Origin of the sequence: Variovorax fucosicus (assembly GCF_030316825.1) — a bacterium.
In the GTDB taxonomy this organism is placed as follows: domain Bacteria; phylum Pseudomonadota; class Gammaproteobacteria; order Burkholderiales; family Burkholderiaceae_C; genus Variovorax; species Variovorax fucosicus.
Map to the genome: position 1 here is coordinate 2,089,793 of NZ_JASZYU010000001.1, position 22,287 is coordinate 2,112,079.

At 68.8% G+C, this 22,287-nt stretch carries 22 protein-coding genes; 17 read left to right on the forward strand and 5 right to left on the reverse strand.

What is annotated here, in order from left to right; all coding sequences use genetic code 11:
- Positions 1 to 73 precede the first annotated feature (73 nt).
- Positions 74 to 382: a putative quinol monooxygenase gene (locus QTI05_RS09950; RefSeq protein WP_286624204.1), complete on the reverse strand. Its 309-nt coding sequence runs from the start codon at positions 380 to 382 to the stop codon at positions 74 to 76.
- Positions 383 to 603: 221 nt separating this feature from the next.
- Between QTI05_RS09950 and QTI05_RS09955 the strand changes: the two genes are divergently transcribed.
- Both QTI05_RS09955 and QTI05_RS09960 read left to right on the forward strand, forming a co-directional pair.
- The gene (locus tag QTI05_RS09955) at positions 604 to 1,719 is read left to right on the forward strand and encodes a YihY/virulence factor BrkB family protein (RefSeq protein ID WP_286624205.1); all 1,116 of its coding nucleotides are present in this window, start codon (positions 604 to 606) and stop codon (positions 1,717 to 1,719) included.
- An 82-nt stretch (positions 1,720 to 1,801) separates the two neighbouring features.
- Positions 1,802 to 2,560: a S1 family peptidase gene (locus QTI05_RS09960; RefSeq protein WP_286540384.1), complete on the forward strand. Its 759-nt coding sequence runs from the start codon at positions 1,802 to 1,804 to the stop codon at positions 2,558 to 2,560.
- A gap of 9 nt (positions 2,561 to 2,569) precedes the next feature.
- Here the strand turns inward: QTI05_RS09960 and QTI05_RS09965 are convergent, their stop codons facing one another.
- From QTI05_RS09965 to QTI05_RS09975, 3 genes are all read right to left on the reverse strand, one after another.
- The gene (locus QTI05_RS09965) at positions 2,570 to 2,902 is read right to left on the reverse strand and encodes a hypothetical protein (protein ID WP_286540383.1); all 333 of its coding nucleotides are present in this window, start codon (positions 2,900 to 2,902) and stop codon (positions 2,570 to 2,572) included.
- Positions 2,903 to 3,046: 144 nt separating this feature from the next.
- Complete coding sequence (locus tag QTI05_RS09970; RefSeq protein WP_286540382.1) at positions 3,047 to 3,265, reverse strand: SlyX family protein; 219 nt, start codon at positions 3,263 to 3,265, stop codon at positions 3,047 to 3,049.
- Between the two features lie 5 nt (positions 3,266 to 3,270).
- Positions 3,271 to 4,368: a pirin family protein gene (locus QTI05_RS09975; RefSeq protein ID WP_286540380.1), complete on the reverse strand. Its 1,098-nt coding sequence runs from the start codon at positions 4,366 to 4,368 to the stop codon at positions 3,271 to 3,273.
- Between the two features lie 98 nt (positions 4,369 to 4,466).
- On the opposite strand from QTI05_RS09975, the gene QTI05_RS09980 reads away from it, so the two are divergent.
- The 15 genes from QTI05_RS09980 (at position 4,467) to QTI05_RS10050 (ending at position 20,829) form a co-directional block, all read left to right on the forward strand.
- On the forward strand, positions 4,467 to 5,990 hold the full coding sequence (locus QTI05_RS09980) for a CYTH and CHAD domain-containing protein (RefSeq protein WP_286624207.1): 1,524 nt from the start codon (positions 4,467 to 4,469) through the stop codon (positions 5,988 to 5,990).
- A gap of 43 nt (positions 5,991 to 6,033) precedes the next feature.
- A complete protein-coding gene (gene trhA / locus QTI05_RS09985; protein WP_286540376.1) occupies positions 6,034 to 6,648 on the forward strand; it encodes a PAQR family membrane homeostasis protein TrhA in 615 nt (204 codons plus the stop codon).
- 194 nt (positions 6,649 to 6,842) lie between these two features.
- Positions 6,843 to 7,256: a hypothetical protein gene (locus QTI05_RS09990; protein ID WP_286540374.1), complete on the forward strand. Its 414-nt coding sequence runs from the start codon at positions 6,843 to 6,845 to the stop codon at positions 7,254 to 7,256.
- Positions 7,257 to 7,431: 175 nt separating this feature from the next.
- Complete coding sequence (locus QTI05_RS09995; protein WP_286624208.1) at positions 7,432 to 8,226, forward strand: class II aldolase/adducin family protein; 795 nt, start codon at positions 7,432 to 7,434, stop codon at positions 8,224 to 8,226.
- 93 nt (positions 8,227 to 8,319) lie between these two features.
- Positions 8,320 to 9,885: an ABC transporter substrate-binding protein gene (locus QTI05_RS10000; protein ID WP_286624210.1), complete on the forward strand. Its 1,566-nt coding sequence runs from the start codon at positions 8,320 to 8,322 to the stop codon at positions 9,883 to 9,885.
- Between the two features lies 1 nt (position 9,886).
- Positions 9,887 to 10,861: an ABC transporter permease gene (locus tag QTI05_RS10005; RefSeq protein WP_286540367.1), complete on the forward strand. Its 975-nt coding sequence runs from the start codon at positions 9,887 to 9,889 to the stop codon at positions 10,859 to 10,861.
- A complete protein-coding gene (locus tag QTI05_RS10010; RefSeq protein ID WP_286541460.1) occupies positions 10,861 to 11,703 on the forward strand; it encodes an ABC transporter permease in 843 nt (280 codons plus the stop codon). Before QTI05_RS10005 ends, QTI05_RS10010 begins: the two co-directional genes overlap by 1 nt.
- Positions 11,700 to 13,358 (forward strand): ABC transporter ATP-binding protein, encoded by a 1,659-nt coding sequence (locus QTI05_RS10015; protein ID WP_286624212.1) that lies wholly within the window; start codon positions 11,700 to 11,702, stop codon positions 13,356 to 13,358. The genes QTI05_RS10010 and QTI05_RS10015 overlap by 4 nt, the downstream gene beginning before the upstream one ends.
- The gene (locus tag QTI05_RS10020; RefSeq protein ID WP_286624213.1) at positions 13,358 to 14,320 is read left to right on the forward strand and encodes a 2-hydroxyacid dehydrogenase; all 963 of its coding nucleotides are present in this window, start codon (positions 13,358 to 13,360) and stop codon (positions 14,318 to 14,320) included. Before QTI05_RS10015 ends, QTI05_RS10020 begins: the two co-directional genes overlap by 1 nt.
- Positions 14,321 to 14,364: 44 nt before the next feature.
- Positions 14,365 to 15,732 carry an aspartate aminotransferase family protein gene (locus tag QTI05_RS10025; protein ID WP_286624215.1) on the forward strand — a complete coding sequence of 456 codons (1,368 nt, stop codon included), beginning with the start codon at positions 14,365 to 14,367 and terminating at the stop codon, positions 15,730 to 15,732.
- 34 nt (positions 15,733 to 15,766) lie between these two features.
- Entirely contained in the window at positions 15,767 to 16,666 is a 900-nt protein-coding gene (locus QTI05_RS10030; protein WP_286624216.1) for a DMT family transporter, read from the forward strand.
- 41 nt (positions 16,667 to 16,707) lie between these two features.
- Positions 16,708 to 17,457, forward strand: coding sequence for a GntR family transcriptional regulator (locus QTI05_RS10035; protein ID WP_286624217.1), 750 nt, complete (start codon positions 16,708 to 16,710; stop codon positions 17,455 to 17,457).
- Positions 17,454 to 18,482: a histone deacetylase family protein gene (locus QTI05_RS10040; protein ID WP_286624219.1), complete on the forward strand. Its 1,029-nt coding sequence runs from the start codon at positions 17,454 to 17,456 to the stop codon at positions 18,480 to 18,482. The genes QTI05_RS10035 and QTI05_RS10040 overlap by 4 nt, the downstream gene beginning before the upstream one ends.
- A complete protein-coding gene (locus QTI05_RS10045; RefSeq protein WP_286624221.1) occupies positions 18,479 to 19,537 on the forward strand; it encodes a phosphotransferase in 1,059 nt (352 codons plus the stop codon). The genes QTI05_RS10040 and QTI05_RS10045 overlap by 4 nt, the downstream gene beginning before the upstream one ends.
- A gap of 8 nt (positions 19,538 to 19,545) precedes the next feature.
- A complete protein-coding gene (locus QTI05_RS10050; RefSeq protein ID WP_286624222.1) occupies positions 19,546 to 20,829 on the forward strand; it encodes an aspartate aminotransferase family protein in 1,284 nt (427 codons plus the stop codon).
- Here the strand turns inward: QTI05_RS10050 and QTI05_RS10055 are convergent, their stop codons facing one another.
- A complete protein-coding gene (locus QTI05_RS10055; RefSeq protein ID WP_286624224.1) occupies positions 20,830 to 22,149 on the reverse strand; it encodes an ArgE/DapE family deacylase in 1,320 nt (439 codons plus the stop codon).
- Positions 22,150 to 22,287: the final 138 nt, after the last annotated feature.

A 22,287-nucleotide genomic window follows, 5' to 3' on the forward strand; every position in this document is an offset into this window, starting at 1 on the left:
CGCCTACCCCCTGCCGGGGGCAACACCAGCGGCCGGGCGAAGCCCGTTCCGCGGTGTTTCCCGAATGACGCGGTCAGACGGGCTCAAGCACGTGGATCACGCGGCTCTCGGTCATCTCCTTGGTCTTCGCGCCATAGGCCGCCATGTGTGGCGCGACCGCGTGCGCCTGCAGCGCGGCCAGGCTCTCCCACTTCTCGATCACCACGAAAGTGTCGGCGCCGAAGCTGCCCTTCGAAGGCGGCATGCCGGCAGCGTCGACGGTTGCGGCGTATTCGATGCAGCCTGTTTCGGCCAGCACGGCGGCGCGGTTGGCGGCAAAGAGTTCGAGCATGGCGGCGCGCTGGCCGGCCTTGGCGGTGATGACGGCGACGACGTGGATCATGGTGAATCTGGCTCCGTTGGTTTTGATGAGGGAATGCGTCCCGGACTCTAGCCGAGGCCCCTCCCCTCGCCTGTCGCCCGCGCGGCCTGCAGGGGCACCCGGCCTGTTCCCGTCGGAATTTCAAGGCTGTTGGCCTACCTGGAATTTCAAACTTGGCGCATGGAAGCACGGCTTGCCGCACGCGACAGTGCTTTCGTCCCAAAGCCTCGCTGTCGCACACCATGAATCCCAAACATCTCTTCGACCTGTCCCGCAAGGCAGTCAGCGCGTGGGTGGATGATTTCGCGCCGAGCATGGGCGCGGCGATCTCCTACTACACGATGTTCTCGCTGGCGCCGCTGCTGGTGATCGTGACCGCCATCGCCGGCGCACTGTTCGGCCGGGAGGCCGTACAGGGCGAGATCGTCGCCCAGCTCACCGGGCTGATCGGGCGCGAAGGCGCGATCGCGGTGCAGGGCCTCGTGCGCAGTGCGAGCGAGCCCGCCAAGGGCCTGGCCGCCGGGCTGCTCGGCGTCGGCGTCCTGATCATCGGCGCGACCACGGTGTTCGCCGAGCTGCAGAGCGCGCTCGATCGCATCTGGCACGTGCCCGAAAAGGACAAGCCGAAGGGCGTCTGGGCACTGCTGCGCGCGCGGGTGCTGTCGTTCGGTCTCATCCTGGGCCTGGCGTTCCTGCTGATGGTGTCGCTCACGGTCAGCGCGGTGCTGGCTGCGTTCGGCAGCTGGGCCGGCGGGCTGATGCCGGGCTCCGAGCTGCTACTGCAGGTCCTCAACATGGCGATCTCGCTGTCCGTCAGCACCGTGCTGTTCGCGATGATCTTCAAACTGATGCCGACCGCGCCGATCGCATGGCACGACGTCTGGATCGGCGCGATGGTCACCGCGGTGCTGTTCGAAATCGGCAAGGCGTTGATCGGCCTCTACCTCGGCAAGAGCGGCGTCACCGAGTCGTTCGCGGCGGCGGGCTCGCTGGTGGTGGTGTTGGCCTGGGTCTACTACGCGGCGCAGATCTTTCTGCTGGGGGCGGAGTTCACCAAGGTCTATGCGAACGAGCACGGCTCGGTGGCGGGTGCCAAGGCGGTGGCGGCCACCGAGGCCACGGCCACGGTGGCTGCGGCCGGCACCGACGCGTCGCCTGCCGCGGTGGTGGCATCGGCGCAACCCGACGGCGCGGCCCTGGCCAGCGCGACCGCCGCACAGCGCGAAGTCGCGCGGCGGCTGCAGGTTGCCACCAGGACGCTGACCCAGCAGGTCGCCGTGTTCGCCGCGGTGACGCTCGTCAGCGCCGTGGTGTCGCGCTGGCAAAAGCGGCAGCGCAAGGCGGCACGGCAGCATTGACCACGGCCGGCGAGGTTGTGGTGTTCAATAGATGGGTGGCCGGCGCGCGATCCTGCAGCGCTGGCCCCTCCGAAAGACCGCCATGGCCGAATCGCTGCTTCTCACCACCGCCCGCGTTTCGACATTCGATGGCGACCGGCTCCTCACCGGCGCCAGCGGCTTTTTCTTCGAGCGCGACGAGCAGCTGTTCTTCGTGACCAGCCGGCACGTGGTGGTGGACGCGCCGACCAAGCACTTTCCCAACCGCATCGAGATCGAGCTGCACACCGACGCGGTTGATCTGACGCGCTCGTTCTCGGTATCGGTCTGGCTGTATGTGGACGGCAAGAGCGCCTGGCGCCAGGGCAGCGACATGGGCGGCGAGATCGATGTCGCGGTGATCGAGATTCCGCGCTCCGCGATTCCGGCATCGACCGCGATGTTCTGCTTCACGCCCGCGCACCTGCAACGCTCGCTCGACGAGGTGGAGGTCGGCAGCGTGCTGCTGGTGGTCGGCTTTCCGCTCGGCTTTCACGACGTGGTGCATCACCTGCCGGTAGTGCGGCAGGCGGTCGTCGCCTCGTCGTTCGGCATCCGGTTCCAGGGGCAGGGTTTCTTTCTGACGGATGCGCGCACGCACCGCGGCACGAGCGGTGCACCGGTCGTCATGCGCGTGCCGGCCGGCGGAGGCCCGCTGCCTTGGAAGCTGCTCGGCGTGCATTCGTCGCGCATGGACATGAGCACGCGCGACCTGGTGCTCGACGAGTCGCTCGGCCTCAACTGCGCCTGGTACGCCGACATCCTGCTCACGCTGACCGCACCCGGCGCCGTCGTGGCGCAGGTCACGGCGCCTGCGGCCTGACTTCGGCGCTTACGGTTTCGCCGGCGGCTCGTTTGGCGGCGGCTGGTTCTCGCGCTTGTTCTTGTCGAGGGCGCGCTCCAGCGCCTGCTTGGCGTTTTCGGCGTCCTGCTTCACCTGTGGTGACTTCGCGAAAGCGACGGTCTTGTCGCGCGCCGTCTCTGCCAGTTCTGCCGCCTTCTTGGCAGCGGCGATGGCGGCCGCTTCGGTCTTGTCGACGGCCGCGTTGACCTGCTCGCGCGAAGGTTCTTTGCCGGCGTGATCCGTGCAGGCCGCCAGCGCCAGCGCGGCGGCAACCAGCATGCCCAGCGTCAGCTTGCTGCGGATGGAGTTGGAAAGGGTCATGGCCAAAGGCTAGTGCCGGCCGGCCGCGCCGGCAAAACATCCAGGCCGCGAACGGCTGTAGGACGTGACACCCGCCGGGCACAAGCCGTTACAGCGCGTGCGGTCCGTGCAGTCCGTTGGATGGCGGCTCGCCGGTCGCCAGGCTCAGTAGTGGGGCGGCAGTTCGTCGCGCAGGTTGCGCGGGCTGCCGCTGCCCGCGTCGGTGCTCTGCTGGCGCAGCTGCACCACCTGTTGGACCAGGCTGTCGATCTGCTGCTGCTGCCGGTAGATCACCAGGTTGAGCTGGTCGAGCAGGTCTTCGGTGTAGCTCGCCTTGATCTCCAGCTCGTTCAGGCGGTGTTCGACGTCTTGCGGATGTTCCATCCCGCCTATTTGACAGGAAGCGCCGGCGGCCGCTCCTCGCGCCCACCCGGATGCCGCGCGAAGCGGGCCGGGTCGCGCCCGTGCACCGGCGCGTCGTGGTCCCAAGGCCAGCCACCGAACTGGGTGCGGCGGTAGTCCTGCATGGTCTGCGCGATCTCGGCCTGCGTGTTCATCACGAACGGCCCGTACTGCACCACCGGCTCGGCGATCGGCCGGCCCTGCAGCACCAGGAACTCGGCGACGGCGCCGTTGCCGTTGACCAGCTCGACCGCTTCCGCGGCGCGCAGCTCGATCATTGCGTGCTGCGTCACGTCCTGCCCGGCCACGGCGACCGACGTGCCCTTGAAGAAATAGAGCGTGCGGCGCGTGCCCTCGCCGGTGGCGGCCGGCAGCGTCCAGTGCGCGCCGGGCGCCATGCGGATCGTCCAGATCGCCAGGTCGGCATCGGGCTGCGCAGCCCACGAGTCCGGCGGCGGCGCCAGCGGCCCGCCCTCGCCCGGAGCGCCGTCGACCGGGCCGATGCGGCCGGCCACGCTCGAGACTTCGGTGCTGCGGCCTTCGGCATCGGTGGCGGTGAAGTGCGGGATGTCCTCGGCCCAGAACATGGTGAAGTGCGGCGCCACCATCTTGTTGCGCGCCGGCAGGTTCAGCCAGATCTGGAACAGCTCGAGCGGGTTCGGTGCTGCGGCATCGAGCAGCGGGAACATCTCGGAATGCACGATGCCCTTGCCGGCGGTGAGCCATTGCACGTCGCCGCCGCCGAAGCGTGCCGCGGCGCCGAGCGAGTCGGAATGGTCGATCAGGCCCTTGCGCACCACCGTCACCGTTTCAAAGCCGCGGTGCGGATGCCCCGGAAAGCCCGGCACCGGGTTGCCGTGGTACATGCTCCAGCCGTCCTTGCGGCTGAAGTCCGAGCCGAGCTGGCGGCCGGCCAGCATCGCTTCGTCGACCGCCATCTCGCCGTTGCCCTGCGGATAGGCATCGTCGTGGTACGCGCAAAACAGGAAAGGGTCGATCGTCTCCCAGGGGAAACCAAGGGCTTTGATCTGGAGAATCGGGCTGGCAGCAATCGTGGACACGGGGGCACTCCTTCTGTGAATCATTGAAATATGGGGATGCCCACCCCGATGCGAAAGGGGTCGGCGTGGGACGCAGCGACCTGCCAGCGGAACAATGATCTCCCATCGCTACCCTTGCTCTCATGGAAATCGAATTCAAGTTCTGCATTCCGCCCACCCGCCTTGCGGCCGTCGAAGCCGCCGTGCGCCGCGGCGCCGTGGTTCGCACGCGCCTGCAGGCGCGCTACTTCGACACCGCCGACCGCGCCCTGGCTTCCAGTGGCATCGTGCTGCGGCTGCGCAAGGAAGGCCGGCGCTGGGTGCAGACCGTCAAGGCCGCGGGTGACGGGCCGCTGCATCGCGAGGAGCACAACGTGGATCTCGGCGTCGCGCGCGCCGGGGTGGTGCCGGCGCCCGATGCGCAGCGCCACCACGGCACGCCGGTGGGCGAGCGGCTGGTTCAGGCACTGGCCGGCGCGCCGCTGGCTGAAACCTATGCGACCGACATCTGGCGGCTGACGCGCGATGTGCGTGCCGGCGGCAGCACCGTGGAACTCGCGCTCGACGTGGGCAAGGTGGTCGCGCACGCGGGCACGCCCGAGGCGCGCGAGTCACCGGTGTGCGAGCTGGAACTCGAACTCAAACGTGGCCCGGTGGCCGGCCTGGTCGCCCTCGCGCAGCGCTGGGCGCAACAGCACGGGTTGTGGTTCAGCACCGTTTCCAAGGCCGAGCGTGGCGAGCGCCTGCTGGCGGGCCTCGACGTGGTGCCGGCCGTCAAGGCGCTGCCGCCGCGTTTTCCGCAAGATGTGCCGCCGGACGGCCCGGCCGTGCAGCGCGCCGTGGTCGCGAGCTGCCTGGCGCAGATGCTGCCCAACGCCAGCGAGATCGCGGCGGGCAGCGAGGACGAGGAGCAAGTCCATCAGTTGCGCATCGGCATCCGGCGCCTGCGCACCGCGCTGCGCGAGCTGAGCGAACTCGCGCCATCCGCTTTCGATGCAGCCTGGGAACCCCCGCTGGTCGATGCCTTTCGCGCGCTCGGCGCGCTGCGCGACCGCGTACAGGTGGTGCAACGCATGGCGCCGCAGCTGCGCGAGGCCGGTGCGCCAGCCATCGCGTTGCCGGCCGAAAACGCGCCTGCACCCCCGGCTGGCACCGCCGTGCGCGCGCCGGCTTTCCAGGCCGTTCTGGTGGCGCTGATCGGCTTCACGGCCGGTGAAGCTCAGGATGTAAGCGAGTCCTCGCTCAACTCCAAAGCCACGCTGCGCCTGCTGCGCAAGCACCTGCAGCAGCTGCACGCGAAAACGGTGCGCGACGGCAAGCGCTTCGAAACCCTGGCCGCCGAAAGCCAGCACCGCGCGCGCAAGCGGCTCAAGCGGCTGCGCTACCTGGGCGAATTCGTCGCGCCGCTGTTTGTCGAAGCCGGCGCGAAGCGCTACCTCGCACGGCTTGGCCCCGCGCAAGACGCCCTGGGCGAGTTCAACGACGAAGCGGTCGCCAGCGCGCTGTACCGCCAGGCGGTGGAACACGACCCCGGTGCCTGGTTCGCCGTCGGCTGGTTCAGCGCCCGGCGTCCGGCCGGGGCGCGGGCTTGCCGCAAGGCGCTGGGCGAAATCGCTGCCGGCCCGCGCTTCTGGCGGCGCAGGAAGCGCCATGGCGGGGGCGACTGAGGCCTTCGCAGGCGCGTCACATGCCGCCGCCAGAATCGGCGCGATGTACCACGGCGAACGCTTCAACGGCTACACCCACCTGCTCGGCCTGTTGCTCGCCTTGCTCGGCGCAGGCCTGCTGCTCGGCAAGACGCTGCCGCACGGCGATGCGGCCCGGATCGCGGCGGCGCTGGTGTTCGCGCTGTCGATGGTGGTGCTGTACGCCGCGTCGACGCTGTTCCACAGCACGCGCGGCCCGGCCCGGCTGTTCTGGCAGCGCGCCGACCACTGCGCGATCTACCTGCTGATCGCGGGCACCTACACCCCCTTCGGCCTCGTAACGCTGCAGGGCCCATGGGGCTGGGCACTGCTGGCCGCGATCTGGAGCGTGGCGGTTTTCGGCATCTACCGGGAATTGCGGCCCGGCGTCGGCGCCGCGCCTTCGCTGCCGCTCTACATCGGCATGGGCTGGCTCGGCGTGGCCGCGGCGGCGCCGCTGGCCGCACGGCTCGATGGCGGCGGTCTCGGCTGGCTGCTGGCCGGCGCGGTGCTCTATACCGCGGGCACGGTGTTCTATCGCAACCGGCGCGGCTGGGTGCATGCCCACGGACTGTGGCACTTGTTCGTACTTGGTGGCACTGCCAGCCATTTCGTCGCCATCACGTGGTTTGTGCTCTGAAGCCCTCTAACTGTGGGGCGTACGCATCTTTTGCGCACCGGGCGGGCCGAAGATTTGACATTTCAGTCACATTTGCGTGACGTTTTGACGCTGAAGCGCGTCTGGTTGCGCTGCAACAAACCAATTTCGGCCTTGCTGTGCAAGACTGTTGTTGCGGTCAGGGAGCGGTCAGCCACAACGCGGGGGTGGTGTTCATGGAAACAAGCGATCTCAGAACGATCGAGCAGGCGCGGGTCTCGGTCGAAGAAATCATCACGGCCAGGTATCTCGGCGTGCAGGCCGTGCCCACGCTCGCAGCAACCGACTTCGCCCTGCTGCCGCCATCGCTGCAAGAGGTAGAGCGGCGCATCGTCGAAGACAACGAGGATGGCAACCGCATGCGCGTGGGTCTTCACATGTGCCTGAGCGCGGCCAGCGTGGCGCTGCAGGTCGCCGCGAAACTCATGCACGACTTCCCGGATCTGGCCCACGCCGAACGGGCCAAGGCCCTGCTCAAGTGCTCCGAAGACGCCATGGCGGCCGCCGACGCTGCGCGCCATGCCGCGTCCGTGCTCTCCGGCGAGGAACTGCCCGAAACCGAGGCGTTCTTCGACAGTTCGCGCTTCTAAGCCCTCTCGCTCCCCCGGATCGGTGCGTCCGCGCACCGCCATCACGCTGAAACCACGCTGATTTCAGGGAAAACCCCTGGGCGCAAGCGGGCCCGCATCTTGCAAGCTGCTGTCCAAAGTTGACTGTCGACAGTTTGCACCTGCAAACGGGCGGCCGACCCGGAGAAGCAGAGCCATGCCGCCGTTGCACGCCGTGGGCCCCCTGGCCCCCCCCATGTCCGATGCCGAGCGCCAAGTGCGCGAAGACTTGGCCGCCGCCTACCGGCTGGTCGCCTATTACGGCATGGACGACAGCATCTACACCCACATCTCGGCGCGGGTGCCGGGCCAGGACGGCCAGTTCCTGATCAACCCGTTCGGCATGCTGTTTCGCGACATCACCGCCTCGTCGCTGGTCAAGATCGACCTCGAAGGCCGCATCCTGGACGACTCGCCCCACGACGTGAACCCGGCCGGCTTCACCATCCACAGCGCGGTGCACGCGGCACGCCACGATGCGGCCTGCGTACTGCACACCCACACCGTGGCTGGCGTGGCGGTGTCGTCGCTGGCTGGCGGGCTGCAGCCCTGCAACCAGTGGGCGCTGCAGTTCTACAACCGGGTCGTGTACCACGACTTCGAGGGCATCGCGCTCGACGACGACGAGCGCGAACGCCTGGTGGCTGACCTCGGCCCGACCGCCCAGGCGCTGATCCTGCGCAACCACGGCCTCGTGACGCTGGGCCGCAACGTGTCCGAAGCTTTCATCCTCATGCTCAACCTCGAGCGCGCCTGCCGCGTGCAGCTGGCGATCCAGTCGAGCGGCGTGCCGGTCTACCCGGTGCCGCCGGAGGTCTGCGAGAAAACCGCGCGCCAGTACGAAAGCGGCGACAGCACCCGCCTGCCCGGCACGCCCGACCCGAACGCGCGCGAGTGGCGCGCGCTGCTGCAGCGCATCGAGCCGGCGCCCGCTACCTCGTTCCGCCAGTGAGGCGCGCAGCCAGGGGCCGCGCCCCCCGCACCGCCTAGAAATCCGTCCCCCGTCCTTCCAATCTTCCCTCGAGCCACAAGGAGTCCTGTCCCCATGAAACGTCGCAACCTCATCCAACTGGGTGCCGCCGCCACCGGCCTGACGCTCGCGGGCGTGCCGCTGCATCTGTTGGCCGCCGGCAAGAAGGGCGGCGTGATCAACGCCGTCGTGCAGCCCGAACCGCCCAGCCTGATGGTGGGCATCACGCAGAACGCGCCGACCCAGCTGGTCGCGGGCAACATCTACGAGGGCCTGCTGCGCTACGACGAAAAGGTCAACCCGCTGCCCGGCCTCGCGACCTCGTGGACGTCGAACAAGGAAGGCACGCTCTTCACCTTCAAGCTCAAGCCCGGCGTGCTGTGGCACGACGGCAAGCCCTTCACCGCGGCCGACGTGGTGTTCTCGGCCGATGTGTTCCTGCGCAAGACGCACGCGCGCCTGCGGGCCAACCTGGCGGCGGTGGAAAGCATCAAGGCGCTCGACCCGCTCACGGTCGAGTTCAAGCTCAAGTACCCGTTCGGCCCGTTCCTCGGCATCTTCGAGGTCGGCAGCATGCCGATGATCCCCAAGCACATCTACGAAGGCACCGACTTCGCCACCAACCCGGCCAACGCCACGCCGATCGGCACCGGGCCCTTCAAGTTCAAGGAGTGGGTCAAGGGCTCGTACATCCAGCTCGTGGCCAACGAGAAGTACCACGTCAAGGACGTGCCGCTGGTCGAGAGCGTCTACTTCCACGTCATTCCCGACGCCGCATCGCGCGCCGCGGCGTTCGAATCGGGCAAGGTCGATGTGGTGCCGGGCGGCGCCGTCGAGTACTTCGACGTGCAGCGCCTGGCCAAGCTGCCGGGTGCCGCCGTCACCACCAAGGGCTGGGAGTTCTTCGCGCCGCACGCCTGGTTGTGGCTCAACAACCGCAAGGCGCCGATGGACAGCGTCAAGTTCCGCCAGGCGGTGATGTTCGCGATCGACCGCGAAGCCATCTGCAAGGTGGCGTGGCAAGGCTTCGCCAAGCCTGCGACCGGCCCGTTCAACAGCAACATCAAGTTCCACAGCACCGACGTTGCCAAGTACCCGCGCAATGTCGAGGCCGCCAAGAAGCTGCTGGCCGAAGCCGGCTACAAGGGCGAAACCCTGCGCATGCTGCCGCTGCCTTACGGCGAGACCTGGACGCGTTCGGCCGAGATCCTGCGCCAGAACCTGCTGCAGGCCGGCATCAAGATCGAAATGGTCGCGACCGACGTGGCCGGCTGGAACCAGAAGCTCAACGAGTGGGACTACGACCTGGCCTTCACCTACGTCTACCAGTACGGTGACCCGGCGCTGGGCGTGGCCCGCAACTACACGACCAGCAACATCGCCAAGGGCTCGCCGTTCAACAACGTCGAGGGCTACTCGAATCCGAAGATCGACGAGCTGTTCGATGCCGGTGCGAAGGAGGCCGACCCGGAAAAGCGCAAGGCCATCTACCTGCAGGTGCAGAAGATCCTGCTGGACGAAGTGCCCGTGGCCTGGCTCTACGAGATCAACTTCCCGACGCTGTACCGCACCAAGATCAACAACCTGGTGAGTTCCGCGATCGGCCTGAACGACAGCCTCGGCACCGCATCGATCGCGTGACATGAAGCGCACGCAGTTCATGCTGACCCGCGTGCTGCAGGGTCTGGTGGCGATCCTGCTGATCGCCACGGTCAACTTCATGCTGGTGCGCGCCGCGCCGGGCGATCCGGTGTCGGTGATGGCCGGCGAGTCGGGCGCGTCCGACCCGCAGTTCGTGGCCCAGCTGCGTGAACAGTTCGGGCTCGACAAGCCGATCACCACGCAGCTCGCCACCTACCTGGGCAAGGTGGTGCAGCTCGACCTCGGCTTCTCGCACCGCCAGCAGCAGCCGGTGCTCAAGCTCATCATGGACCGGCTGCCCGCCACGCTGCTGCTGACCGGCACGGCGTTCGCGCTGTCGCTGCTGTTCGGCATCACGCTCGGTGCGCTGTCGGCGCGGCGGGCCGGTACCTGGGTCGACAGCTCCATCACCGTCGTGGCGCTGATCTTCTACGCCACCCCGCTCTACTGGCTTGCGCTGATGGCGGTGCTGGTGTTCACGGTGCAGCTCGAATGGCTGCCGGGCTTCGGCTTCAGCACCGTGGGCTCGGGACTCACGGGCCTGGCGCTGGCGCTCGACATCGGCCGCCACCTGCTGTTGCCGGCGCTCACGCTCGCGCTGTTCTACATGGCCGTCTATGCGCGCATGACGCGGGCCGCGATGCTCGAAGTGGCGCAGATGGACTTCGTGAAGACGGCTCGCGCCAAGGGCGTGAAGCCCGGGCGCATCCTGCGTGCGCACGTGCTGCGCAACGCGCTGCTGCCGGTGGTCACGCTGGCCGGCATCCAGGCCGGCGGGATGATCGGCGGCGCGGTGCTGACCGAAACCGTGTTCGCCTGGCCCGGCATCGGGCGGCTGATGTTCGACGCGCTGCTGCAGCGCGACTACAGCCTGCTGCTCGGCGCCTTTCTCGTGACGGCCGCCATGGCGGTGCTGTTCAACCTCGTCACCGACCTCGTCTACACGCTGGTCGACCCACGCATCGAACTGACATGATGAAAAGCCCCTTCTGGCGCCGCTTCACCCGCAACAAGGGTGCGGTCATCGGCATGGTCGTGCTGGTGATCGTCGCCATCGTCGCGCTTCTCGGCCCGTGGATTGCCACCAACGACCCCTGGGGCATGGTGCAGCAGCCCTTCCTGCGCCCCTGGACGGAGCCAGGCTTCGCCATGGGCACCGACACGCTGGGCCGCGACATCATGTCCGGCGTGATCCACGGTGCGCGCATCTCGCTGCTGATCGGCGTGGTGTCGACCGTGGTGGCGCTGCTGATCGGCGTCACGCTGGGCGCCATCGCCGGCTATTTCGGCGGCTGGATCGACGCGGGCCTGATGCGCTTCACCGAGATCTTCCAGGCGGTGCCGAGCTTTGCGCTGGCGATCGTGCTGGTCGCCATCTTCCAGCCGTCGGTGGGCTCCATCGTCGCGGCCATCGCCATCGTGTCGTGGCCGCCGGTGGCGCGGCTGGTGCGCAGCGAGTTCCTCACGCTGCGCCAGCGCGACTTCGTGCAGGCCGCGCTGCTGGCCGGCCAGTCGACGCCGCGCATCATCCTCACGCAGATCCTGCCCAACGCCATGTCGCCCATCATCGTGATGGCGTCGCTGATGGTGGCCACGGCCATCCTGCTCGAATCGAGCCTGAGCTTCCTCGGCCTCGGCGACCCGAACCAGATGAGCTGGGGCTACATGGTCGGCTCGGCCCGCACCGTGCTGCGCCAGGCCTGGTGGATGGCGCTGTTCCCGGGCCTGGCGATCGTGTTCACCGTGCTGGCGCTCAACCTCGTGGGCGAGGGCCTCAACGACGGCCTCAACACGCGGCTCGACGGGAGAAGCAAATGAGCGCGACCGTTGCAACCGTGCCCGCGGCCGTGCAGCCGGTGCTCGACATCGTCGGCCTCGGCATCAGCCTGCCAGCAGGTGCCGACCGCGCGCTCGCCGTCGATGGCGCCACGCTGTCGGTGCTGCCGGGCCAGACGCTCTGCGTGGTCGGCGAATCGGGTTCGGGCAAGTCGATGATCGCCAATGCCGTGATGGGCCTGCTGCCGCGCCCGCACGTGGCGCCGGTGGCTGGGCAGATCCTGTTCGAGGGCCGCGACCTGCTGCAGCTGACCGAACCGCAGATGCGCGAGCTGCGCGGTCGACGCATCGGCATGGTGTTCCAGGAGCCGATGACGGCGCTGAATCCGGTGATGCGCATCGGCGAGCAGATCGGCGAGGTGTTCGACGCGCACGGCAACGTGCCCGCAGCCGAGAAGCGCCGCCGCATCCTCGCGGCGCTCGCCGATGTCGGCCTGCCAGATCCAGAACTGCTGATCGACGCCTACCCGTTTCGCCTGTCGGGCGGGCAGCGCCAGCGCGTGATGATCGCCTGCGCGCTGGTGCTGGAGCCGGTGCTGCTGATCTGCGACGAGCCGACCACGGCGCTCGACGTGACCACGCAGGCGCAGATCCTCAAGCTCATCCGCGAGCTGCAGCAGCGCCGCGGCACCGCGGTGCTGTTCATCACGCACGACTTCGGCGTGGTCTCCGAGATCGCCGACCAGGTGGCGGTGATGCAGACCGGCAAGCTGGTCGAGGCCGGCCCTGCGCGCCAGGTGCTCACCGCGCCGCAGCACCCCTACACCCGCAAGCTGATCGCGGCGATTCCCGATGGCGAGGCCGCGAGCCCGGTGCGGCAGGACGATGCCATCCGCCTGCTGCAGGTGCAGGATCTTTGCAAGACCTACCGCACCGGCAACGGCCTGTTCAAGCGCGGCCGCTCGGTGCAGGCGGCGAAGGACATCAGCTTCGAGCTGCTGCGCGGCGAAACGCTGGGGCTGGTCGGCGAGTCGGGCTCGGGCAAGTCGAGCGTCGGGCGCTGCCTCGTGGGGCTTGCACCGTTCGACAGCGGCCGCATTCTCTTCAAGGGCCGCAACCTCGCGCAGGGCGGCAACGTGCGCCAGGCGGCCGGCGGCAAGATCCAGATGGTGTTCCAGGATCCGTACGCCTCGCTCAACCCGCGGCACCGCATCGGCGCCGCAATCGCGGGCGGGCCGATCGCGCAGGGCGTGGGCAAGGCCGAGGCGATGGCGCGCGCCATGGAGTTGCTGCAGCTCGTCGGCCTTGGCGCCGATGCGGCGCAGCGCTATCCGCACGAGTTCTCGGGCGGTCAGCGCCAGCGCATCGGCATCGCCCGTGCGCTGGCGATGCAGCCCGAACTGCTGGTGGCCGACGAACCGGTGTCGGCGCTCGACGTGTCGGTGCAGGCCCAGGTGCTGGAGCTGTTCGCCCAGGTGCGCGAGCGCTTCCAGCTGGCGATGGTGTTCATCACGCACGACCTGCGCGTGGCCGGCCAGATGTGCGATCACATCGCGGTAATGCAGCGCGGCGTGGTGGTCGAGTACGGCGAAACGCAGAAGGTGCTGCGCGACCCGCAGCACGAATACACGCGCAAGCTGATCGACGCGGTGCCGCGGCTGGCCGCGCTCGACCGCCCGCTGGCGATGGCCGCGTGATGGACGTGCGTGCGACCACCCGCGCGCCGTGCGTGGCGCTGCTCAGCGAGGTGCTGGACATGCAGTACCTGGTGCCCGCTTTCCGCGAGGCCTGCCCCGACATCGACCTGCGCCTGGGCGCCGATCTCGGGCCGCTGGAAGACATCGATGCCGCCGTCTGCTGGTTTCCACCGCATGGCCAGCTCGCGCAGCTGCCGAAGCTCACGCTGGTGCAGTCGCTCGCGGCCGGTATCGACCACATCGTGGCCGACCCCGCGCTGCCGCGCGAGCGCCCGCTGTGCCGCATCGTCGACACCGGCATGGCGGCTGGCATGAAGGCCTATGTGACCTGGGCCGTGGTGCAGCAGCATCGCGGCATGAAGGCCTATGTGGCCAGCTCGGCGGCCGGCCAATGGCAGGAGCAGGACGTGGTGTCGCCGCGCCGCTACCGCGTCGGCATCGCGGGACTCGGCACGCTCGGCATGGCCTGCGCCGAGACGCTCGCGACCATCGGCTACGAGGTCAGCGGCTGGAGCCGCAGCGCCAAGCACGACCTGCCGGCCGGTGTCACCGGCTTTCATGGCGATGCGCAGCTCGATGCGTTCCTGGCGCGCTGCGACACGCTGGTGTGCCTGCTGCCGCTCACGCCGCAAACGCAGGGCTTCCTCAATGCCGCGCTGTTCGCGAAGCTGCCACGCGGTGCGCACCTGGTCAACGTGGGGCGTGGCGACCATCTGGTCGAGGCCGACCTGCTGCATGCGCTCGACGCGGGGCAGCTCTCCGCCGCCACGCTCGACGCGTTTTCGCAGGAGCCGCTGCCGCAGGGCCATCCGTTCTGGGGCGACGACCGCATCCTGGTCACGCCGCACATCGCCACGCGCACCGACCGGCTCGTGATCGCGCAGCAGACACTGGCCAATCTTGCGTCGCTGCAGCAGGGGCAGCGGCCGGCCAACCAGGTCGATCTCGAACGCGGCTACTGAAGCACGCGTCCTTTCACTCAACTTGCCGCACTGCCCTTCCTGCCATGAACGCCATCACCGTCGCCGAACGCGCTGCCCACGACATCGCAGCGCACCTGCACCCCTTCACCAACCTGGCCACCCATCCGCAGGTCGGGCCGCTGGTGATCACGCGCGGCGACGGCATCTTCGTGGAAGACGACCAGGGCCGCCGCTACCTCGAAGCGATGTCGGGCCTGTGGTGCGCGTCACTGGGCTTCAGCAACGCGCGGCTGGCCAGGGCCGGCAGCGAGGCGCTGCATGGGCTTCCGTACTATCACACCTTCAACGGCCGCTCGAACCCGGCCGCCATCGCGCTGGCCGAAAAGCTGCTGACGCTGGCACCGGTGCCGATGTCGAAAGTGTTCTTCGCCAACTCCGGATCCGAGGCCAACGACAGCGCGGTCAAGCTGGTCTGGTACTACCACAACGCCATCGGCAAGCCGGCCAAGAAGAAGATCATCGCGCGCAAGAACGCGTACCACGGCGTCACCGTCGCGGCGGCCAGCCTGAGCGGGCTGGTGCCGAACCACCGCGACTTCGACCTGCCGATCGACCGCATCCTGCATGTGGAGTGCCCGCACCACTACCGCTTCGCCGAAGCCGGCGAGAGCGAGGAAGCCTTCGCGACGCGGCTGGCCGATGCGCTGGAACAGCGCATCCTGGCCGAAGGCCCCGAAACGGTGGCGGCCTTCATCGCCGAGCCGGTGATGGGCGCCGGCGGCGTGCTGGTGCCGCCAGCCACCTACTTCGAGAAGGTGCAGGCCGTGCTGCGCAAGTACGAGGTGCTGCTGATCGCCGACGAGGTGATCTGCGGCTACTGCCGCACCGGCGAGATGTTCGGCTCCAACACCTTCGGCCTGCAGCCCGACATCCTCACTTCGGCCAAGGCGCTGTCGTCGGGCTACGCGGCGATCTCGGCGGTGATGGTCAACGAGAAGGTGCACGCGGCGGTGGCTGCCAACAGCGGCAAGATCGGCACCTTCGGCCACGGCTTCACCTACTCGGGCCATCCGGTCGCGGCGGCGATCGCGCTCGAGACGCTGCAGGTCTACGAGGACGACAACATCCTCGCGCACGTGCAGTCGCTCGCGCCCCGGTTCCAGCGCGGCCTGCAGCGCCATGCGTCGCGCGCCCACGTCGGCGAGGTGCGCGGCGTCGGCCTGATCGGCGCGATCGAGCTCTCGGCCGACCCCGCGAAACGCACGCCGTTCGACCCGGCCCTGAAAGCCGGCGCACGGCTCGCCGAGCTCGCGCTCGCGCAGGGCCTGATCGTGCGCGCCATGGGCGACGCGGTGGCGTTCTGCCCGCCGCTCATCATCACCGCCGAACAGGTCGACGAAATGTTCGCGCGCTTCGACCGCGCATTCGAACTGTTCGAGGCCTCGCTCTGATGCGGGCCTTCTTCACCGACGACCAGCTGCTCGCATGACTGCTGCCACGGCCGCCATCGCGCTGCGCCCGCCCGGCTCGAAGGCCACGGGTGTCGCGCTCTTTTTCTGCGCGCTGGTGGCCTTTGCCAGCTACGACGCGTTCTGCAAGTACATGCTGCAGTTCTACCCGGCGCCTTTCGTCAACCTGATGCGCTACGTTGCGGTGATCTGCATCGCGCTCGCGATGCTGCTGCGCCATGGCGACCTGCGCCTGTGGCGCGTGCCGCAGAAGAAGCTGCTGCTGTTGCGCGGCGTGATGCTCGCCACCGTCGCCACCTGTTTCATGACCGCGCTGATCTGGATGCCGCTGGCCGAGGCCACCGCGATCTATTTCACCGCGCCGCTGCTGATGGTGGCGCTGTCGCCCTGGCTGCTCGGCGAGCATGTGCGGCGCAGCCGCTGGGTCGCGGTGACGGTGGGCTTCGCAGGCATGCTGCTGATCGTGCGGCCCGGCGGCGACCTGCCCTGGCTCGGCACGGTGCTGATGGCGGTGGCGGCGGTCTGCTATGCGATCTTCCAGCTGCTCACGCGGCGGCTTGCAGGCCTGGTGCCGAGCCCGGTGCAATACGCGTGGACGGCACTGGTGTGCCTCGTGGCCACGGCCATTCCAGCGCCCTTCTTCCTACCGGCCGAGGCGCCACCCTGGGGCGCGGTGGCGCTGCTGCTGGCAGGCGGCGCCTGCAGCGGGGCCGCGCAGTGGCTGCTGCTGGCGGCCTTCGAGCGCGTCGAGGCTTCCACGCTCGCGCCGCTCAACTACTTCCAGTTGCTGTTGGCCGTGGGCTTCAGCACCTTCTGGTTCCACAAGCCGCCCGACGGCCTGGCGCTCGCCGGCATCGCCCTGATCGTGGCGGCCGGCCTCTACCTGGCACGGGCACGGCCCGCCGCCGGCTTGTGAAAATAACGGCGACAACGCCCCGCACCGCGAGACAAAAGCACATGGCATTCCCTCCCTCTTCTTCCCCCTCCTCTGCCGACAGCGCGGACGCCTCGGTTTTCGAATCGGTCGAATCGACCGACCTGGTCGGCCTGGTCGAGGCGCAACTGACGCGCGCCATCGTCGAGGGCCGGCTCGCACCCGGCAGCCGCATCGTCGAGGCCGACATCGCGCGCCGCATGGGCATCAGCCGTGCGCCGGTGCGCGAAGCGGCGCGCCGGCTGGAACGGCAGGGCGTGCTGGTGGCACGGCCGCGCCACGGCTTCGCGGTGCGAACCATCAGCGTGCAGGAAATCGACGAACTGTTCGAAGTGCGCATCTGCCTCGAACTCACCGCGATCGAGCGCGCCTGCATCAAGGCCAGCGATGCCGATCTGGCGCGCTTGCCGGTGTTCGTCGATTCCATGGTCGACCTGGCGCCGACCGAGCCGCAGCACAAGCGCATCGCGCGCGACCTGGAGTTCCACACGCTGATCAGCGAGCTCTCGGGCAACGCGCACCTGCACCGCATCTTCTCCAACACGCAGACCGAGATGCGCATGATCATCGCGCTGTGCGATGCGGTCTACCACGACCCCGCGGCCATGGCCGAGACGCATCGCCCGCTGTCCGACGCGCTGGTGAAGCGCGATGTGGCAGCCGCCCGCGCCGCGATGCGGCTGCACCTCGACGACGCGTGGCAGCACGTGCGCGCGCTGTTCGTCGAGCAGCACGGAGCAGTTGCCGCCACCCCTCGCGGAGCCGATCGATGAAAGTCGTCTACAGCGATACGCACAAGCACCATGACCCGCAGCTCTTCATGGTGCGCGGCAAACTCAAGCGCAGCAACGAGCAGCCGGAGCGCGCGTTCCGCCTGTTGCAGGCGGTCGAGCAGGCGGGCCACGAGATCGTCGCCACGCGCGACTTCGGCCCCGGCCCGCGCGCGGCGATCCACACGCCCGAGTACCTGCGCTTTCTGGAAACGGCCCATGCGCGCTGGCAGCTGCTGGACGATCCGTCGGACGAGGTCATGCCCAACATCCACCCGTTCCCGGGCCAGCCCTGCACCTACCCCGAGAGCGTGGTCGGCCAGGCCGGCTTCCACATGGGCGACGCCGCCTGCACGATCGGCGCGCACACCTGGCAGGCTGCCATCGCCTCGGCCAACATGGCCACGCATGCGGCGCAGCTGGTGCTCGACGGCGAGCGCGTTGCCTACGCGCTGTGCCGGCCGCCGGGCCACCACGCGTATGTGGACCGCGCCAACGGCTTCTGCTACCTGAACAACGTCGCCATCGCGGCGCAGCACCTGCGCGGCGTGCACGGCCGCGTGGCGATCCTCGACATCGACGTGCACCACGGCAACGGCACGCAGGGCATCTTCTACCGCCGCTCCGATGTGCTGACCCTCTCGCTGCATGGCGACCCGCGCAACTTCACGCCCTTCTTCACCGGCCATGCGCACGAGCGCGGCGAGGGCGAAGGCCTGGGCTACAACATCAACAAGCCGCTGGCGCTCGGCACCGACATCGACGGCTACCTGCCGGTGCTGCGCGACGCCTGCGACAGCATCCGGGCCTTCGCGCCCGGCGCGCTGGTGGTGGCGCTCGGCCTCGACGCGCACGAGCACGATCCGTACAAGGGCATGAAGATCCAGACCGCAGGCTTTGCGGTGCTGCTGGCCGAGATCGCACGGCTCGGCCTGCCGACCGTGCTGGTGCAGGAAGGCGGCTACCTGTCCGACGACCTCGGGCCCAACATTGCGAGCGCGCTGCGCGGCTTTTCAGGGGCCGCATGACAAGCGTTGATTTCGACGACGTGCCGGTGCTGAGCGAAGGCTCGCCCGAACTCGACGCGGCCTGGGTGCGCCAGCTTGCGCGGGAGCGCTACGGCATCACCGGCGAGATGAAGACTCTCACCGGCGAGCGCGACCGCAACTACCGGCTCGAACGCGCGAGCGATGGCGCGCGCTTCATGCTGAAGATCTCGCACCCGGCCGAGACCGCGCTGGTGGCCGACTTCCAGACCCAGGCCCTGCTCCACCTCGCGGCCACCGACCCCGGCCTGCCCGTGCAGCGCATCGTGCCCACACAACAAGGCGAGCCGTCGTTCCTCTGCGACCCCGGCGACGGGCTGTCGCGCGTGGTGCGCCTTTTCACCTACCTGCCCGGTCTGCCGCTGCCGGAGGCGCCGCGCACGCCGCTGCAGCAGCAGAACCTGGCGCGCATGCTGGCCCGGCTCGACCTCGCGCTCGCCGGCTTCGACCACCCGGCCGGCGACCTGCCGCTGCCATGGGACATCCAGCGTGCCGACAGCGTGCGCGGCCTGCTCGTGCACATTGCCGACGCCGAACGCCGCGCCCTCGCAAGTGGTGCCCTCGACCGTTTCGAGCGCGAGGCCGCGCCGCTGCTGCGCACGCTGCCCGCGCAGCCGATCCACAACGACTTCAACATCTACAACGTGCTGGTGGCGCCGGATGACACCGACCGCATCGCCGCGATCCTCGATTTCGGCGACATGGTGCGCGCGCCCTGCATCGACGACCTGGCCGTGGCCGCGGCCTACCAGATCGGCACCGGCGACGATCCGCTGGTCGACATCGTGCCCTTCGTCGCCGCGTACCACGCGGTGCGGCCGCTGGCACCGGCCGAGGTCGAGGTGCTGTTCACGATGATCACGGCGCGGCTGGTGATGGTGGTCGCCATCAGCGGCTGGCGCGCCGCGCGCTACCCCGAGAACGCTCCTTATCTGCTGCGCAACAACGCGCTCTCGTGGGCGCGCCTGCAGGCCTGCGAGCGCATCGGCGCCCGGGCCGCGACTGAAGCCTTCCGCAACGCCTGCGGCCTGAACTGAAAGCTCGCATGTCCCCGATCCCTGCAGACACCCAGGCCCTGATGGAACGCCGCGCCCGCGTGCTCGGCCCGGCCTACCGCCTGTTCTACGAAACCCCGCTGCACCCGGTGCGCGGCGAGGGCGCGTGGCTGTACGACGCCGACGGCACGCGCTACCTCGATGCCTACAACAACGTCGCCTCGGTTGGCCACTGCCACCCGCATGTGGTCGAGGCCATCGCGCGCCAGGCCGGTGTGCTCAACACGCACACGCGCTACCTGCACGAAGGCGTGCTCGACTATGCCGAGCGGCTGCTGGCGACGATGCCGCCGGAACTCGCGCACGCGATGTTCACCTGCACCGGCAGCGAAGCCAATGACCTCGCCATGCGTATCGCACGCTCGCACACCAAGGCAGATGGCCTCATCGTCACCCGCTTCGCGTACCACGGCGTGACTTCGGCCATTGCAGTGGCGTCGCCCTCGCTCGGCAAGTTCGTGCAGTTGGGCGACAACGTGCGCACCGTGCCCGCGCCCGACAGCTACCGCATCGCGCCTGCGCAGATGGGTGCTGTCTTCGCAAGCGGCGTGCGCGAAGCCATCGCCGACCTGAAGGCGCACGGCATGCGTCCGGCTGCGCTGATGGTGGACACCGTGTTCTCCAGCGACGGCATCTTCACCGACCCGCCCGGCTTCATGGCCGAGGCGGTCGATGCGGTGCGTGAGGCCGGTGGCCTCTTCATCGCCGATGAGGTGCAGGCCGGCCTGGGCCGCAGCGGCGACAGCTTCTGGGGTTTCCAGCGCCACGGCGTGTTGCCCGACATGGTCACCATGGGCAAGCCGCTCGGCGCCGGTCATCCGCTGGCCGGGCTGGCCGTCCAGCCCGAGGTGCTGGCCGCATTCGGCCGCGAGTGCCGCTACTTCAACACCTTTGGCGGCAACCCGGTGTCGATGGCCGCGGGCATGGCGGTGCTCGACGTGATCGAGCGCGAAGGCCTGGTGGCCAGCGCACAACGCGTCGGCAATTACCTGCGCGGCCGCATCACCGAACTGGCCGGGCGCCATGCGCTGATCGGCGACGTGCGCGGCGCGGGTCTGTTCACCGGCGTCGAACTCGTGACCGACCGCGCCGCAAAAACCCCGGCCACCGCCCAGACGGTGCGCATCGTCAACGGGCTGCGCGAGCGCGGCGTATTGCTGAGCGCCACCGGCGAACACGCCAACACGCTGAAGATCCGCCCGCCGATGGTGTTCACGGAAACGCATGCCGATCTGCTGGTCGATACGCTCGACACGGCGCTCGCCGCGCTCTGATCAGCCTTCATCGATCGGCTCCACGCCGCACCAGTCCGCCATGAACAGCGCCATGGCCGCAGCCACGCGCTTCATGCTGGCGAGTGACACCGCTTCGTCGATGCCGTGGATGTTGCGGGCGATCGGCCCGTAGTTGGTCACCGGAATGTCGGTCATCAACGCGAAGTGCCGGCCGTCGGTGGTGGCCGTGCAGGCCAGCCGTTCGGGCAACGTCCCGGTCACCGCGCGATGCGCTTCGGCGAGCGCCTGCATCGCCGGCGCGTCCAGGTTGTATTCGCAACCCGGCGAGAAATGGCCCTGCGAGCGCAGCTCGACCGTCAGCGCCGGGTTGAGCCGGGCCGCCGTCGCGCGGATGCGCTCGCTCACCTGGCGCGTTGCATCCTCGGCCGTGACGCCGGGGAAAAAGCTGAAGCGCAGCCCCAGCGTGCAGGTGCAGGGCACCGACGAGTTCCACTCGCCGCCTTCGATGCGGCCCAGGTTGAAGTTGATCGGGTGCGTCACATCCTTGAACGCCGGGTGCCGCACTTCGGCCGCATTCCACTCGGCTTCGAGCACCTTCAGGTCGGCCATGACTGCGATGCCGGCCTCGATCGGATTCACGCCCTGGTGCATGTAGGCCACGTGGGCCGGCTTGCCGGTGATCTCCACGAACAGCCAGCACACGCCGACTTGCGCGCTCATCAGCGTTTCGCCAAAGGGCTCGGGAATGATCACCGCGTCGAAGTCGGTGAGCCGGGCCTTGCCCATCGCGTTCTGCAGCGCATGCACCGTGGCGAGCGTGCCGTTGCCGGTGTTCTCTTCGTCGAGCACCGCGTTGAAGCCCACGATGCCCGCTGGCTGCAGCCCCATCTCGCGCAGCGCGCGAAACGCCATCAGCGCGCAGACGATGCCGCCCTTCATGTCGCCCGCGCCGCGGCCGTGCAGCCAGCCGTCGGCCACCCAGGGCACGTAAGGCGGCTGTGTCCACAGCGTTTCGGGCCCGGTCGGCACCACGTCGATGTGACCGTTGAACAGCACCGAGCGGCCACCGCCTGCGCGCGGCAGATGGCGTGCCAGCAGGTTGTAGCGGCCGTTGTCGGGGTCGCAGGGGCACGAGAACATCGGCAGGCCTTCGAGCAGGCTGCTGTCGAGCACGATGCGCTCGGCGTCCAGGCCGAGTTCGTGCAGCGCCTGCTCCAGAAACACCGCTGCAGGCTGCTCCGCGCCCGATGGGCTGCGTGCGGCCACGAACGCGCCCAGCGCGTCGGTCATCCAGGGCTCGAGGCGGTCCAGCGTTGCGAGCAAACGGGCGGTATCGAAAGTGGCAGTGGTCGGATTCATGAACGCCGGACAAAGCCGCAAGCTTCGTGCCGCGATACGCCGGTGTCCAGCGCGAATTAAAACCATGGCATCCGGCACTACTGCACGCTGCTGCGCGCCGCGGCGCTGCTACCTATCAGTAATGCTAGTTACCGGACG